Source organism: Kitasatospora sp. NPDC127067 (assembly GCF_042724755.1).
GTDB lineage: Bacteria > Actinomycetota > Actinomycetes > Streptomycetales > Streptomycetaceae > Kitasatospora > Kitasatospora lactacystinica.
Window position 1 is genome coordinate 28,693 of sequence record NZ_JBHXEM010000074.1, and the last position, 14,721, is coordinate 43,413.

General features: G+C 74.3%; 13 protein-coding genes. 5 read left to right on the plus strand and 8 right to left on the minus strand.

Going from position 1 to position 14,721, the window contains the following annotated elements; all coding sequences use genetic code 11:
- Positions 1 to 210: 210 nt before the first annotated feature.
- From ACFWJ4_RS26435 to ACFWJ4_RS26445, 3 genes are all read right to left on the minus strand, one after another.
- The gene (locus ACFWJ4_RS26435; protein WP_380547758.1) at positions 211 to 804 is read right to left on the minus strand and encodes a TetR/AcrR family transcriptional regulator; all 594 of its coding nucleotides are present in this window, start codon (positions 802 to 804) and stop codon (positions 211 to 213) included.
- A 17-nt stretch (positions 805 to 821) separates the two neighbouring features.
- A complete protein-coding gene (locus ACFWJ4_RS26440; RefSeq protein WP_380547727.1) occupies positions 822 to 1,784 on the minus strand; it encodes a quinone oxidoreductase family protein in 963 nt (320 codons plus the stop codon).
- A gap of 140 nt (positions 1,785 to 1,924) precedes the next feature.
- Positions 1,925 to 2,809: a MerR family transcriptional regulator gene (locus tag ACFWJ4_RS26445; RefSeq protein ID WP_380547729.1), complete on the minus strand. Its 885-nt coding sequence runs from the start codon at positions 2,807 to 2,809 to the stop codon at positions 1,925 to 1,927.
- Between the two features lie 489 nt (positions 2,810 to 3,298).
- On the opposite strand from ACFWJ4_RS26445, the gene ACFWJ4_RS26450 reads away from it, so the two are divergent.
- Positions 3,299 to 5,206: a serine/threonine protein kinase gene (locus ACFWJ4_RS26450; RefSeq protein WP_380547732.1), complete on the plus strand. Its 1,908-nt coding sequence runs from the start codon at positions 3,299 to 3,301 to the stop codon at positions 5,204 to 5,206.
- A 30-nt stretch (positions 5,207 to 5,236) separates the two neighbouring features.
- Here the strand turns inward: ACFWJ4_RS26450 and ACFWJ4_RS26455 are convergent, their stop codons facing one another.
- A complete protein-coding gene (locus tag ACFWJ4_RS26455; protein WP_380547734.1) occupies positions 5,237 to 8,335 on the minus strand; it encodes a BTAD domain-containing putative transcriptional regulator in 3,099 nt (1,032 codons plus the stop codon).
- A gap of 215 nt (positions 8,336 to 8,550) precedes the next feature.
- Between ACFWJ4_RS26455 and ACFWJ4_RS26460 the strand changes: the two genes are divergently transcribed.
- Together ACFWJ4_RS26460 and ACFWJ4_RS26465 are read left to right on the plus strand one after the other, a co-directional pair.
- Positions 8,551 to 9,048, plus strand: a complete 498-nt coding sequence (locus ACFWJ4_RS26460) for an aegerolysin family protein (RefSeq protein WP_359910672.1) — start codon at positions 8,551 to 8,553, stop codon at positions 9,046 to 9,048.
- Between the two features lie 204 nt (positions 9,049 to 9,252).
- Positions 9,253 to 9,558, plus strand: a complete 306-nt coding sequence (locus tag ACFWJ4_RS26465) for a hypothetical protein (protein WP_359910675.1) — start codon at positions 9,253 to 9,255, stop codon at positions 9,556 to 9,558.
- An 83-nt stretch (positions 9,559 to 9,641) separates the two neighbouring features.
- Here ACFWJ4_RS26465 and ACFWJ4_RS26470 read toward each other — a convergent pair whose 3' ends face one another.
- The 4 genes from ACFWJ4_RS26470 to ACFWJ4_RS26485 all read right to left on the minus strand — a co-directional run bounded on the left by ACFWJ4_RS26470 (position 9,642) and on the right by ACFWJ4_RS26485 (position 13,140).
- Positions 9,642 to 11,333, minus strand: a complete 1,692-nt coding sequence (locus ACFWJ4_RS26470) for a DUF4157 domain-containing protein (RefSeq protein WP_380547737.1) — start codon at positions 11,331 to 11,333, stop codon at positions 9,642 to 9,644.
- A gap of 160 nt (positions 11,334 to 11,493) precedes the next feature.
- On the minus strand, positions 11,494 to 11,916 hold the full coding sequence (locus tag ACFWJ4_RS26475; RefSeq protein WP_380547740.1) for a PH domain-containing protein: 423 nt from the start codon (positions 11,914 to 11,916) through the stop codon (positions 11,494 to 11,496).
- Between the two features lie 71 nt (positions 11,917 to 11,987).
- Positions 11,988 to 12,653, minus strand: coding sequence for an SMI1/KNR4 family protein (locus tag ACFWJ4_RS26480; protein ID WP_380547743.1), 666 nt, complete (start codon positions 12,651 to 12,653; stop codon positions 11,988 to 11,990).
- 76 nt (positions 12,654 to 12,729) lie between these two features.
- The gene (locus ACFWJ4_RS26485) at positions 12,730 to 13,140 is read right to left on the minus strand and encodes a winged helix-turn-helix transcriptional regulator (RefSeq protein WP_380547761.1); all 411 of its coding nucleotides are present in this window, start codon (positions 13,138 to 13,140) and stop codon (positions 12,730 to 12,732) included.
- 93 nt (positions 13,141 to 13,233) lie between these two features.
- On the opposite strand from ACFWJ4_RS26485, the gene ACFWJ4_RS26490 reads away from it, so the two are divergent.
- Positions 13,234 to 13,983, plus strand: coding sequence for an SDR family NAD(P)-dependent oxidoreductase (locus tag ACFWJ4_RS26490; protein ID WP_380547746.1), 750 nt, complete (start codon positions 13,234 to 13,236; stop codon positions 13,981 to 13,983).
- Positions 13,984 to 14,220: 237 nt separating this feature from the next.
- Positions 14,221 to 14,442 (plus strand): hypothetical protein, encoded by a 222-nt coding sequence (locus ACFWJ4_RS26495; protein ID WP_380547749.1) that lies wholly within the window; start codon positions 14,221 to 14,223, stop codon positions 14,440 to 14,442.
- Positions 14,443 to 14,721: the final 279 nt, after the last annotated feature.

A 14,721-nucleotide genomic window follows, 5' to 3' on the forward strand; every position in this document is an offset into this window, starting at 1 on the left:
GCCGCGAGAGCGCTCCGGGCGTGACCCTTCTCACCCGCGGCCCCCAACAGCCCTGGAACTGTGACCCGTTCCACACCCGGGCGGTGCCCGTCCGTACGGGGGCGACCCCGGTGCGTCATCCTCGACGGGCCGCGGCGGGCCCTCGGCCGGCTCCCCGTGAGCGCTCCGTCAGGCCGGCATCGGGCCGGTATCAACCCGGCTCGGCTCGGCTCACCTCGGCGTCAGCCCCAGCCGGGCGAGGCCCGAGTCCAGCGCCGCCTCCAGGTGGTCGGTGGAGCCGGTGGTCAGAAGGATCAGCACCCCGCCCTGGACCCCGGCCAGCAGCGCCGCGGCCTCCCGCTCGGCGTCCAGGCCGGCGGCGAGCGCCCCGCCGTCCCGCAGGTGGCGGATGCCCGCGGCGAGCCGGCGCTGCCACTGCCCCAGCAGCTCGGCGGCCACCGTGCGGCCCGCGTCGGTGGCCGTGCCCAGCTGGGACAGGGCCACGTGCAGCGGGCAGTCGACGCCCTGCGCGCGGTAGCGGGCGAGGACCTTGTCGCGCCACTGCCACCAGGCCTCCCGGGAGGTGAGGGAGTCCAGCTCCGGCTGCTGGTCGTCGAGCACCCGGGCCGCCTCCAGGCGGGCCACGGCCAGCAGCAGTTCGTCCTTCCCGCCGGGGAAGTAGTGGAACAGCTGACTCTTGCTGGTCGCGGTGCGGGCCATCACGTCCTCCAGGCGCAGCGCGAACACGCCCGTCCCGCGGATCTCCAGGGCGGCGCCCTCGATGATGCGCTGCCTGGTCGCGGCGCCCTTGCGGGTCGGCGGCACCTGCCCCTTCGGTACGGTCACGGCAGCAGCACCAGCTTGCCGGTGGTGCGCCGGGACTCCAGGTCCGCGTGCGCCCGGGCTGCCTCGGCCAGCGGGTAGCGGCCGGTGATCCGCGGGGTGAGCCGGCCCGACAGGACGAGGTCGAACAGCTCGCCGGCGCGCCGCACCAGCGCCTCGCGGGTGGGGACGTGGTGGTGCACCACCGGGTATGTCAGCAGGATGCTGTTCGGCAGGTCGGTGGGCCGCAGCTCGGGCACGCCCATGAAGGGGCCGTAGTAGGCGTGCACCCCGTGCGGGCGCAGGGCCAGCTGGGAGGAGCGGAAGGTGTCGGCTCCGCCGCCGTCGTAGACGACGTCGGCCCCGCGCCCGCCGGTCAGCTCCCTGATCCGGTCCTCGAAGCCACCGCCGGAGTGGACCAGCACGTGGTCGGCGCCCGCCTCCTTCGCGACGGCGGCCTTCTCCTCGCGGGAGACCAGACCGATCACGGTGCCGCCGCGCGCCGTGACCAGCTGGGTCAGCAACCGGCCCACCCCGCCCGCCGCCGCGTGCACCACGGCGGTGTCGCCCGGGGCGATCGGGTAGGTCTCGGTGCTCAGGTGGCTCGCGGTCAGGCCCTGCATCAGCAGGCCGCCCGCGATCTCGTCCGGTACGCCGTCCGGCACCGCGACCAGCGAGGCGGCCGGGACGGCGAGCAACTCGGCGTAGCTGCCCGGGTGGTAGAACCAGGCCACCCGGTCGCCGACGGCCAGGCCGTCCACCCCCTCGCCGAGCGCGACGACGTACCCCATGCCCTCGGCGCCCAGGACCACCGGTGCCGCCCAGCCCGGGCCGCCCTCGGCCCGGGCGCCGACGTCCATGTAGTTGACCCCCGCCGCGCCCAGGCGCACCAGCGCCTCGCCGGGGCCGGGGACCGGGTCCGGCAGCTCGGTCCAGCGCATGACCTCGGGGCCGCCGTGCTCCTCGATCCGGATCGCGTGCATGGGCTGACACCTTCCTGTGCGGGCTCGTCGAAGCGGGTCGAAGCGCGTCGAAGCGAGGGAGGAGAAGAGGGGAACGAGCAAGCACGCTAGGCAGTCGACAATGGACCCACAAGTCCAGAAATCCTTACGGCGACGGGCGGTTACCCCGCGGCCAGCGGCACGGCGACGTCCACGACGTGCTCCTGCGGTCCGGCGGTCGCCCGGTTCGGGTAGTGCACCTCCCGGTTCGGCCCGCCCCGCCCGTACCCGCGGGCGGCGGCCCAGGCGCCCACCGCGTCGTGGGCGGCGGCCATCGCGGTGAAGCCCCGCCGGGTCAGGGCGGTGTACGCCTCGCGGTGCGCGGGTGCGATGCGCACCGCGAACGGGCCGTGCGGCCCGACGTCGTTCGGGGTGGGGGCGCAGACCTCGACCAGGGCGTCGCAGTCCTCGCCCACCAGGCCGTGGTACACCGCGAACAGCGGTCCGGACAGGCACGCGCCGACCTCCCGCAGCCGGCCGAGCAGCGACTCGCCGGCCTCGGCGAGGAAGCCGGGCAGCGCGGCGGCGTCCACGTGCCGGCGTACGAACAGCACCCGCTGCTCGGGCACGTCGCGCTCGGCGATCTCGAACACGGTGGTGCTCCTTCCGCTCAGAACCTCCCGGGCGTAGCCCACCGCCTCCCGGCGGGCCGCGTGCTCGGCCTCCCGTTCCCGCCAGTACGCCAGCAGCTCCCGCTCGCCCGCGTTGCCGTCGGCGTCCGCGTCCGCGCCGGGGTCCGCGCCGGGGTCCGCGCCGGGGTCCGCGCCGGGGTCCGGCACGGCCGCGTCCAGCACGGCCGCGATCCGCGCCAGCGGCAGCCCGGCGGCGCGCAGCAGCGCGATCCGCCGGGCCCGCTCGACCTGCGCCGGGCCGTAGCGGCGCACCCCGGTGCGCGCGTCGACCAGGGCGGGCGGCAGCAGCCCCCGCCCGTCGTAGAGCCGCAGGGCCTTGAGGCTGAGCCTGGTCCGGGCGGCGAGTTCGCCGATGGTGATCACGTTCTCCTGCACGCCCGCCACTGTGCCGCCTTCCCCTGGGGGAGGGGCAAACCCCGGAACGCTATGCGGTGGTACGTCGGCATTCGCACCGGAACCGCCCGCAGAAGCCGCAGAAGCCCGCGGAAGTTCGTGGAAGTCCGCCGGATCCGCCGCCGGTTCGCGGTGCCGGGCGGGGCGGTTCACCGGGCCGTGGACCGGAGGCCGTCCGTGCACGGTCGGCTGCCCGCGACCTGGGCGGGGACGCCCCCGGGTCGCACCGTCCGTGGACGAACGACGACGCGGGCACCCCGCACGCCGCCGGAGCGGGCCGGGCCCGCCGCCGGCCCGCCGGGGGGCGGGGGCCGGTGATGGCCCGAGCCGAGAGCGGTTCATATGATGGGAATTCAGTAGTTGACTTGCCGGTGTCATGATCCTCGGAGTGCGCCCGGACCAGGGCGCGCCCGGGGAACCGGGCCGGTCCCCGGATCCGCTCCGGTCCTCGGGCTCGATTCAGGGAGATGCATGCGCGGCACCGTGCTCGCCGACCGCTACCGACTGGTGGACTGGCTGGGCGGCGGGTCGATGGGCGATGTGTGGCTCGCCGAGGACGAGGTCCTCGGCCGCCGGGTGGCGGTCAAGGTGGTGAAGCCCGCCCTGCTGGACGAGCCCGGCTTCGCCGAGCGCTTCCACGCCGAGGCCCGGGTCATGGCCCGGCTGCGGCACCCGGGCATCGTCGGCGTGTACGACTACGGGCACGACCGCGGGCCCGGCCACGACCACGACCGCGGGCCCGACGCCGGGCTCGGCGACGACCACGGGCCTGACGCCGGGTCCGGTGCCGCGAACGGGCGGCGCCCGGTCGGCTACCTGGTCATGGAGCTGATCGAAGGGCAACCGCTGAGCGCCGTCCTGGAGCGCCGCGGAGCCCTGCCGGTGGCGGAGGCCCTGGAGCTGGCCCTGCAGGTGCTGGAGGCGCTGGAGGCCGCGCACGGGTCCGGGGTGGTCCACCGGGACATCAAACCGGCCAACCTGATGGTCCGCGGAGACCGGACGGTGATCGCGGACTTCGGCATCGCCCGGCCCGACTGCGACGCCCGGACGACCGTCCCGGGGATGGTGCTGGGCACCGCCGCCTACCAGGCACCGGAACAGGCCTCCACCGGGACGGTCACCGCCTCGGCCGACCTCTACGCGCTCGGCGTGGTCCTCTACGAGTGTCTCGCCGGCCGGCTCCCGTACGAGGGGGAGACCGCCCTCGAAGTGATCCTCAAGCACCTGACGGAGCCCGTGCCGCCGCTTCCCGGGGAGGTGCCCGCGCCGGTGTGGGCGCTGGTCGAGCGGGCGATGGCCAAGGAACCCGGTGAGCGCTGGCCCGACGCGGCGACGATGGCCACCGCAGCACGCCGCGCCCTCACCGCGGTGGAGGCGGCGCCGTCTCCGGGCCCGTCCCCGTCCTGGACAGGGAGTGGGACCGGGCCCCGGCCGGTCGCGGCGCGTGCCCCGCGGACCGGACACGCCCCGCGGACCGGGCACCGCCTGCGGGCGCTGGCCGGGGTGACGGCCCTGACCCTGCTCTGCGTGGCCGGGGCCGCCGGGGCGGCGGTCGTCCGGTCCGACCGGAACGGCGCGCCGCAGGACACCGCCGCCGTCGCCGGGCCCACGGACGGCCCCGACCGGCCGGACGCCGCCGCGTTCGTGGAGGCCGCCGGCCCGCTCATCGGACAGCCGTCCGCCCCGGCGGCGCTCCCGCTCCCGCCCCCGCCGGCCGTGCCGGGCACGGGCGAGAGCCTCGCCCCCGCCCCGGCCGCCCCCGCGCCGCCCGCCCGGAGCCCCTTCGCCACGCCCCCCGCCCCGGCCGCCTCCGTGCCCACCCGCAGCTCCGCCCCGCTTCCGGCCCCCGCCTCCACCACCGGGGAGAACCCCGCCGCGCCCGCGCCGACCCCCACCGCCCCGGTCCGGCCGGCCCCCGACGAGACGGCCACGCCCACGGCGTCCGCGACGCCGACGCAGCCCACCCGGCAGCCGGTGGCGCCGCTGCCCGAGCTGGCGCGGATCAGCAGCAACGGCGGCACGCTGGACAACTCCTACTCCAAGGACCGGGACGGCAACCAGGTCGACACCTTCGATGCCAACGGTACGCTGGCGCAGGTGTGGCGGCTGGACAAGGTCGACGAGGGTAGGTACTACCTGCGCAACGCCTCCAGCAACTTCACCAAGGGGCTGGACCAGGACAGGGAGAGCGGTCGGGTGCAGATCTGGACGAGCCCGCCGTCCAACTGGAACCAGGTCTGGGCCATCACGCCGGTTCCGGGCGGCCACCGGATCGTCAACGCCGACACCAACCTGTGCCTGACGTCCGACGGTGTGGGCCACTGGGTCCGAGTGGCGCCCTGCTCGGGTGCGGACAACCAGGTGTGGACGTTGAGGTGAGCCGCCGGCCGCCGGTCGGGCCCTGGGAGGTCACTCCGGCAGCCAGGACGGCCACTGCCGGCGGGGCCGCACGGCGGGCCCGTCCGGGCCGATCAGGGCGCGCAACCGGTTGGCCTCGGGGGAGCCGAGGGAGGCCAGGATGTCGTAGGCCTCCGACCGGTGGGCCCGGGCCGCGTCCCCGTCGCCGTCCCCGCCGCGCTCGGCGAGTGCGTCGCCGAGCGCCGCCAGGGCCAGCCCCCGTCCCCGGCGGTCGCCGTCGAGCGTCAGCACCTCGACCGCCCGGTCGGCCGCCGCCACCGCCTCCTCGTCGCGGCCGACGGCGCGCAGCGACTCGGTGAGCCGCAGCAGCGTACGGCCCGTGCGGCGCCGGTCGTCCGGCCGCAGCAGGGAGAGGGCGTTGCGGTGGTGGTGCAGGGCCTGTTCGAACTCGCCGCGGTCGTGGGCGATCGTCCCCATCGAGTCGAGGGCGAGCGCCTGGAGGTCGTGGTCGGCGAGCCGGTGGCAGATCAGCAGGGACTGGTCGACGACGCGGACGGCCGCGTCGAACCGGCCGAGTTCGGTGAACGCGCGGGCCAGGTTGAGCAGTTCGGCCGCCACCGAGCGCCGGTCGCCGAGCTTCTCCCAGGCCGAGACCGCCGCCGTGAAGCCGGCGACCGCGTCGCCCGGCCGGCCGACCTGGACGAACAGGGCGGCCAGTGAGGCGTGGGCCAGGGCGAGCAGCGGCCCCGGCAGGTCGTGGGCGGTGCACAGGTCGCGGGCCCTGAGCAGTTCGGCGAGGGCCGCGGGTTCGGAGCCGACCTCGGTGAGCAGTCGTCCGAGCACCAGCCGGGCCCTGACCTCGGCCGTGCGGTCGCCCTGCTGGAGGGCGGCCCGGAGCAGGACCTTGGCCGCGTGCCCGAGCGGCCGGGTGGCCTGGCCGGTGTCGCACAACAGGCTGCAGCCGAGCAGCAGTTCGGCGACCAGGTCGAGCCGGGGCGGCTCGGGGAGCCCGGCGTACTGGCCGACGAGTGCGCCGATGCCGTGGTAGTCGACGCGGCCGTGGGGCGGTGCCGCCGCGCGCAAGGCGGCTCCGCCACCGGCACCGCCATCGGCTCCGGCACCGGCGTCGGCTCCGGCACCGGCGTCGGCTCCGGCACCGGCGTCGGCAACGGCACCGGGCAGGGCGGCGCGGGCGGCGGACGGGCCGAGGGCCGCGACGGTCTCGGCGTGGTGGTGGGCCGCCAGCCGGGTGAGTACGGCGGCCGGGAAGTCCTCCTCCGCCGCCTGCGAGCCGGTCCCCGCCTGCGGCCCGGCCTCCGCCTGTGGCCCGGCCTCCGCCTGCGGTCCGGCCTGCGGGGCCGGGGCGAGCTGCTGGGCGAAGGCGCGCAGCAGGTCGTGGTACCGGTAGCGGTCCGGGGGCGCGGTCTCCAGCATCGAGCAGTCGACCAGCGACTCGGCCAGTTCCTCGGCCTCCTCCTCGGGCAGGCCGAGCACCGCCGCGACCGCGCCCGGTGACAGGTCCGGTACCTCCGGCACCGCCAACAGCCGGAAGGCCCGGGCCTGTTCGGGCGTCAGCTGGTCGTAGCCGAAGCGGAACGCCGGTTCGACGGCGAGGTCCCCGGCGCGCAGCACGTCCAGCCGGCGCCCGTCGCCGGACAGCTTGTCGAGCAGCCGGGCCATGGTCCAGTCCGGCCGGCAGGCGAGGCGGGCGGCGAGGATGCGCACGGCCAGCGGGAGGTGTCCGCAGAGCCGGACGAGTTCCGCGGCCGTCCGCTCCTCGGCCCGCAGCCGCTGCCCGCCGATCACCCGGCCGAGCAGGCCGAGGGCCTCCTGCCGGGCGAAGGCGGAGAGCTCGACGACGTGCGCGTTGGGCAGCGAACCGAGCCTGGCCCGGCTGGTGACGAGCACGGCGCAGCCGGGCCGGCCGGGCAGCAGCGGCCGGATCTGTTCGGCGTCCCGGGCGTTGTCGAGGACGACCAGCACGCGTCGGTCGGAGAGCAGCGAGCGGAACTGGGCGGAGCGTTCGGCGAGTCCGGGGGCCAGTGCGTCCGCCGGTACGCCGAGGGAGCGCAGGAAGGTGCCCACGGCCTCCTCGGGGCGGGTCGGGCGGCCGTCGGCGCCGTGCAGGTCGAGGTAGAGCTGGCCGTCGGGGAAGTCGGCGGCCAGCTCGTGCGCGACGTGGACGGCCAGCGCCGTCTTGCCCACGCCGCCGAGGCCGGAGACGGTGGCCACGGGCACGGTGTGCGGGGTGAGCAGGACGGCCCGCAGGGCCTCGGTCTGCGCCTCGCGGCCGGTGAAGTCGGCGAGGTCGGCGGGGACCTGGGTGGGTCGGACCGCCGCCCGGTACGGCGGGCGGGTCCGGTGGGGCGGGCGGGTCGCGCCGGCGGGCCGGGGCCGCGCGGGCGACACCAGGCCGGTGTCGGCCACCAGGATCCGGCGCTGCAGTTCGCGCAGTCCGGGCCCCGCGCTGACGCCGAGCTGCTCGCGCAGCCGCTGGTCCGCCGTGCGGAAGAGGCCCAGGGCCTCGGCCTGCCGGCCGGTTCCGTAGAGGGCGAGCATCAGCAGTTCGGAGAACCGTTCCCTGAGCGGGTGTTCGGCCACGACGGCGGTCAGCTCGGCGACGAGCTCGCCGGACGGTCCGGCCTCGATCTCGGCCTCCAGGCAGGACTCCAGGACGGTCACCCGGCGTTCGGCCCACTCGCCGCGCTGCCGTTCGGCGTAGGGGCCGGGGAGCGCGGTCATCGGCTCGCCCTGCCACAGGGCCAGCGCCGAGCGGAGCGCGCCGGCGGCGTGGGCGTGCTCGCCGTCGGCGCGCAGTTCCTTCGCCTCGTCGAGGAGCTCCTCGACGCGGTGGGTGTCCAGTGCGCCCGGGTCCAGGGCGAGCAGGTAGCCCCCGCTGAGCGTGGTCGGCGCGTCGGGCCCCAGGACGCGGCGCAGGCGGTGGACGTAGGTGCGGATCACGGCGGAGGGCTTGGCGGGCGGCTCCTCGCCCCACAGGTCGTCGACGAGCTGACCGGTCGACACCGGGTGGTTGGCCCGCAGCAGCAGCGCGAGCAGCAGGCTCCGCTGCTGCGGCGACCCGAGCGCGAGCTCGCCGAAGTCCCGCCACCCCCGCAGCGGCCCCAGCACCGCGAACCGCAAACCACCCACCAGCCGTCCCCCTCCGCCCGCGCAACGATCCCCCCGGCGCATGATACCGACCGCATCACCCCTGGTCAGAGGCGCCGTGCCCGGTCCGGGCGGTCGACGGCGCGCTGCTTGTCCATCGCCTGTCAACACATTGTCGACCGCCTGTTGACGGGCCCGGCCGAGGCTTCGAGCAGTCGGACCGCACCGATGCGGTCCGGGAACGAGAGGAGTGCCCCATGGCACAGCGGAAGTCCCTGGTCCGTTCGGCGCTGGCCGCGGCGGGCGTCGCCGCCGCGCTGTTCGCGACGGCCGCCCCGGCCGGCGCGGCCACCGCGGACCAGCAGCCGGCGCAGGCGCTGAGCGCGGCGCGCAGCACGCAGGTCGCGGTCGTCAACTGGACGGGCTGCGAACTGCGCCTGCAGAACGCCTGGCTGGACCACGGCATCTGGTCGAGCGGCCTGGCCCCGGACGCCATCGTGCGCGACGGGAACACCGGGCGCTGGCAGTCCGAGAGCAACGGCTTCCTCACCGGGACCGAGGGCCACGTCATCTACGACGCGGAGAACTGCGGGAACCCCGGGCTCAACGGCAAGCGCGTGCAGCTGCACTGGAACAACCCGTACGCCGGCAGCAACGGCTACGACTCCGCCGGCTCCGACCCGATGTTCCGGTTCGCGCAGAGCGGGGGCAGCGGCAACAACGCCGCCGTGTACTGGACGATCACGGGCCCCTGAGCGGTAGCCGGCTGACCGTCGGGCGCCCGGCCGGGACCTTCCCTCCCCGGCCGGGCGCCCCGGGCGTGCGGCGGTTCCGGCAGGTGCTGCCCGGGGAAGCGGACGGGCCGGTTTCGGCCAGTCGCGCCGACGGTGGATACATCCGGTCGCATCTTCGGCATGCTGACCGCACCGATTGTTCGAGATGCGACGAAGGAGAAGGCCGTGCGTCGAATTGCGGCTCTGGGAACCGGTGCGGCGCTGCTGGTGGCCGCCGGTGTGATGGCGGCGCCGGGGGCGTCGGCGACCTCGTACTGCAGCACCACCCAGGGCACGAACTGGGGGTCGGTGAGCTGCCAGACCACCGCCACCAAGAACCACTGGCAGCTGGTGCTGGTCTGCAACAACGACAACGTCAAGGGCAACCAGACGACGGTCTTCGGCTCCTGGCACATGGGCAACGGGAGCGACACCCTCTACTGTCCGACCGGCTACAGCTCCGCCTACACCAAGGTCAACAACGACAACTGACCCACCGCACACGGGTGTCGGCCGCCGTCGCGGCGGCGACGGCCGACACCTCGGCGCCTGCGGGGGCCCGGGGGCCGGTCCGCTCACGTCATCGTGTAGCTGAAGTTCGACTTGAAGGAGTTCATGGAGCCGACCGCGATGGTCTCGCAGGCCTCGTAGAACTGCTTCTCGTCGTTGGGGTCGAAGCCGTTCGCGGACACGAGCTGGGCCAGTGACCTGAACTCCTGGAGGATGCGGGCGTTGAGCTCCGCGTCGGGCTCCTTGCTGTCGCGGTGGTACTGCGAGTCCGCCGATCCGCCGCCGGCCTTGGCGAACAGGGTGAACGTGTTCATCGCTTCGTGGAGCGTGGCCGTCTCACCGGTGGCGACCTTGTTGAACGCCGCGACGGCCGCGGTCGGGTTGGCGGCGGCCCGGCGGAACTCGGCGCCCTGGATGATGGCCACGACCTTGGCGCAGTACTTCTGGGCGTCCTTGGGCAGATCGTCGAACGGCCTGCTGCCGCTCTCCGACAGCGCCTTGATGAACCGGTTCGCCAACTGCTGCTCCGTGAGGCCCGACTTGCTCCTGGCCAGGTCGAACAGCTGGGAGTAGTCGCCCTCCTGCACGCTGCCGAGGACGAAGTTCCCGCCGGCGCCGATGGTGTAGGAGGCGCCGTCCTCCACGTCGCTGTACGTGAACGGGTTCACCATCGCCTGCCGGTTGCGGAACGCCTCCAGGTCGAGGCCGACCCCGCGCAGGGACAGTCGCCGGCGCACCTCCTTGTGGCGCTTCATCTGCTCCTCGTCGGAGATCGTCAACGCGTGCTGGAGCGCCCCGGTGGCGACGGCGACGGGCGTCACCGGCGCCAGGTTCTGCCCGCTCGCCGCCCGCACCCGGGCGTGGGCCGCGTCGATGAGCTCCTCGTACGACCTGAACCGTACGGACTCCTCCGCTTCGGCCATCCTCCCGATCTCGGCCAGGATCGCCTTCTTGTCCGCCTCCGGCAGCCTCTGGTGACGCCCGGCCTTCCACTGGACCTTGTCGGTCTCATCCGCCTTGATGACCGCGTTGACGACCTTGACGACCCGCTGCACCGCCGGGGCCGCCCCGCCCGGGGCTGCTTTGTCCGGGGCACGGTCCGCGGGGCCGGGCGCGTCCGGGGCGGCGACGGCCCGCTGCACCGGCGCCGCCATCACCCGGCGCGCGGTCGCCTCCGCCTCGCGCTCGAAGCGGTCGGACGGGTCGCTGACGCGCAGGCCGTTGCCGTGGTCCGTGCCGGCCACCGGGCCGTTGCGCTGCTGGATCACATGGGTCAACTCATGGGCCAGGGTGTGCTTGTCCGCCCCTCCGGCACCGAGGACGACATGGCTGCCCGAGGTGTAGGCGCGGGCGCCCACCTCCTGCGCCGAACGCTGCGCGGCCGTGCCGGTGTGCACCCGCACGTCGGAGAAGTCCGCCCGCAGCCGCTGCTCCATCTCCTCCCGCAGCCCGGCGTCGAGCGGCCGGCCCGGCGACCCGAGGACCCGGTGCACGGCGGAGCGCTGCACGGGCTCCCCGCCGCCGCCCGGCTCCTGGTGGCCGCAGTCCGGGGCGTGCCGGTGGCGGGCCTCCTCGAACATCCGGGCCACGACGGCGTTGCCGACGGTGCGCTGCAGGGCGGCCACCTCCTGCGGGGACGGAAGGCCCGCCGCCGGCCGCACCGGTACGGCTGCGGTGCGGGCCGTCCGCGCGGAGTCGGCGCCCTGGCGGCCGGAGCGGGCGCCGTTCGGCGTTCTGGCGGCTTCCCGTGCGTGCATGAGGGACCCTTTCGGGGCGGAGGACGGCTCAGCCTCCTGTATACGTGCCACGGTCGGCCCCCGGCCAGGTACGCGGGGGCAGAGTCACTGCCCCCGCGGGGCAGACCCGGCCGGGCCGCCCGGGCCGCCCGGCGCGGGGCAGCGCGCCCGTCGAGCCGCATCACCCGGCCGCGGCAGCGGATCGGTGCGCGGTCCACGCGGCCCGCAGCTGGGACAGGCGCGACCGGAGCTCCGGGTCGTCCGCGCTCGACGCGACCAGGCCCGGCAGGACGACTGCCCGCCCCTGGTGCAGGCGCACCTCCAGGAGGCAGTGCTCGATGCCGCGGTTGACCTCCGGCGAGACCCCGAACGACCGCACCTGCGGCCAGGTGACCACACGTGTCCTCAGCAGGGTCCGCGTGGTCAGGCCCGCGGAATCCACCGTGGTACTGCCGCAGAACGGGCCCACGAAGGAGGCGGCGATGACGTAGGCGACGATCAGGCAGAGCGTGAAGGCCGCGATCATCGCGGGATCCCGGCCCTTGGCCCCCGCGGCGAGGACGAAGGCAAGGGCGCAGGCCAGAGCGGTCGGGAAGAGGACCAAGGTCCTCCGGCCCGTCCGCCGGTACCGGATCGGCGCCTTGAAGCGGAGCTGCCCGTCGCGCCGATCGCCCGTCACGCCCTGACCCACGGCATCTCCGTCGACCCGGGCGCGGCGAGGAATCCCTCGATACCCCACTCGGCGCCCCAGTTCCTGCCCGCCCAGTCGCTCTTGGGAGACCAGAGGGGTCGGGCCGGCTGAGGCCCCCACACCTCGGGGTCCGCGCGCACCAGCAACTCGTCCTCCGCCGCGTAACCGCCGGTCAGCACGGTTGCCAGGAACTCCGCGAAACCACCGTCGAAGTGGTCGAGCCGGTCCTCGTAGAACACCGTCACCGGCCACTGCTCGGGGTCCGGACCGGTCGTCAGCCAGCAGCACTGGTTGTGGTTGCTGTTCCAGCCCCAGGACAGCAGGCCGCCCGGGTCCGGGAACACCGGGGTGGGGCCGGGCTGCTCCCACCACACCTCCTCGCCCTCGATCTGGTCGCGGAGATCGACGTCGTTCGTGATAAGCCAGTCCGCCAGTCCGCCCGGCGCTTCGTAGAAGGACGGCTTCTCGCTCGGCGTGTACACGCCCCACTCGCCGTTCAGGTTCACCCCGCCGTACAGGTCGACGAACGCGCGGTAGTCCGACGGCAGCTGGACCCCGAGTTCGGCAGGCGCCAGCTCCCACGGAACGCGTGCCGGGGTGTACACCGGCTCTCCCATGATCGCCCGCAGTCGGTTCCACGCCTCGGTCATCGTCCGTCCTCTTGCCGGCCGTCGTCGTACTGGATGCCGCACTCTAGGCGAAGGCTCCGACAGGCTGCCGTCCCGCTCAGGACGCGCGCTGTGACTCCTGCCGGCTGTCGTAGTGCTCCTGGGCGGCGAGGAGCTCGTCCCCGTGCCGGCCGAACCACTGGATGAGTTCGGTCAGCGGCCCGGCCAGGCTGACACCGAGTTCCGTCAGGTTGTAGGTGACCTGGGGCGGGGTGGTGGGCGCGACATGGCGGTCGACGAGCCCGGCCCGGGCCAGTGCCTTGAGGTTCTGCGACAGCATCTTCTGGCTGATGCCACCGACCCGTTGGTGCAGCTGCGCGAAGCGGTGCGGGCCGGCGATGAGGGCCGAGACGATCAGTGTCGCCCAGCGGCTTGTCGTCTGATCGATGATCGGCCTGAGCACGCACCTGTTGTCGAAGGTGTCGTGGGCCAGGAGCCGGGCGGCCGTCGCGACGTGCTGAGTTTCCATCACGTCATGAGGTTACAAAAAAGTACGTACTTCCTCGCAGTAACCAGCTTTCCTACGGTGACTTCCGCAGGCACCAACGTTCGAGGAGTCACTGTGATCAGCAGCAACGCACGTACGGCGATCGTCACGGGCGCGTCGAAGGGCCTCGGTGCGGGGATCGCCAAGGCGCTGGCCGGGACCGGCGCGGCCGTGGTGGTGAACTACCGGGAGGACGCGAAGGGCGCCGAACGGGTCGTCGCCGGCATCACCGCCGAGGGCGGCCGGGCGATCGCGGTCCGGGCGGACGTGGCCCGCGGCGACGACGTGCGCCATCTGTTCGATCGCGCGCGCGAGGAGTACGGACCGGTCGACGTGCTCGTGAACAACGCGGCCGTCGCCGCCTTCGCGCCGCTGTCGGGCATCACCGAAGAGGAGTTCCAGCGCGAGATGACGACGAACCTGCTCGGGACGATCCTCACGACGCAGGCCCTGGCCGCGCAGGAGGACATCGGCGCCGCGTCGATCATCAACGTCTCGACGGCCGGCACGCTCACCCACCCGCCGTACGCCTCGCTCTATGTCGCGTCCAAGAGCGCCGTCAACGCGTTCACCATCGTGGCGGCCAAGGAACTCGGCCCGCGCGGCATCCGGGTCAACGCGATCATGCCCGGACCGTCGGACACCGAGGGCACCAGGGCCATGGGATTCCCCGGCTCGGCCCAGGAAGCACAGGCGATCGCCGGTACCCCACTGGGCCGCACGGGCACCCCGGACGACTACGGCCCGCTGGTGGCCTTCCTGGCCTCCGACGACGCGCGCTGGATCACCGGGGATGTCATCCTCGCTTCCGGCGGCATGCGCTGACGCCCCGTCCGTTCGGCAGCGGGCTCCGTTGTATGCCTGGGGTCGGCACATCCCGCGGCCGGATCGGTGAACGTCCGCAGGAGGTGCGTGCGGCCGCCTCGGCGCGGCTCGCGCAGCTGACGGGTGGGCCTGTCGCCTCGCGGTATCCGGTCCAGGGCGGGCGTGATGTGTCGCCCGTCGTGACGGATCCGTTCCCGAAGGGCGAGTGCCGGGCGCGGAGTCGGCCTCGGCGGCACCGTGATGGTGATCCACCGCTTCAAGCGCCACCGCGCGGCAGCCACGGGACACGACGAACTCGCTGTCCGCCACGAAGCGACGGTGCTGGTCGAAGCCGTCAAACGAGTGGCGGTGACCAGCACTTTCGACACGCGCCCTGGTGGCCGAGAGGTCGCTCGGGTGGGGCTGCGCTTGTTCCTGTTTCCGTCGGAACGCGTCCTTGCCGAACGTCAACCGCGTTGATCGGAGCCAGCCTTCGGTACAACGGGCGCACCTCTCGTGTCCTCGCAGAACGCCCTCTGGGATGGCGTACAGGAAGTCGGCGGGGTCGACTTTTCGTGCGGCGCCGGGGCTTGGGCGTGGGTTGTTCGGGGTGGTGCGGCTCCGACCGGCCCTGTCCTTTCATCGAGCCGGTGCGCAGGAAGTCGGCGGGTCCGACTTCCTTCGCGGGCGGCTGGTCTGCGGGAGGGGTGGGGTGATCGGGTCTCAATCCACCACCAGGCGCGGGAAGTCGCTGGGGCC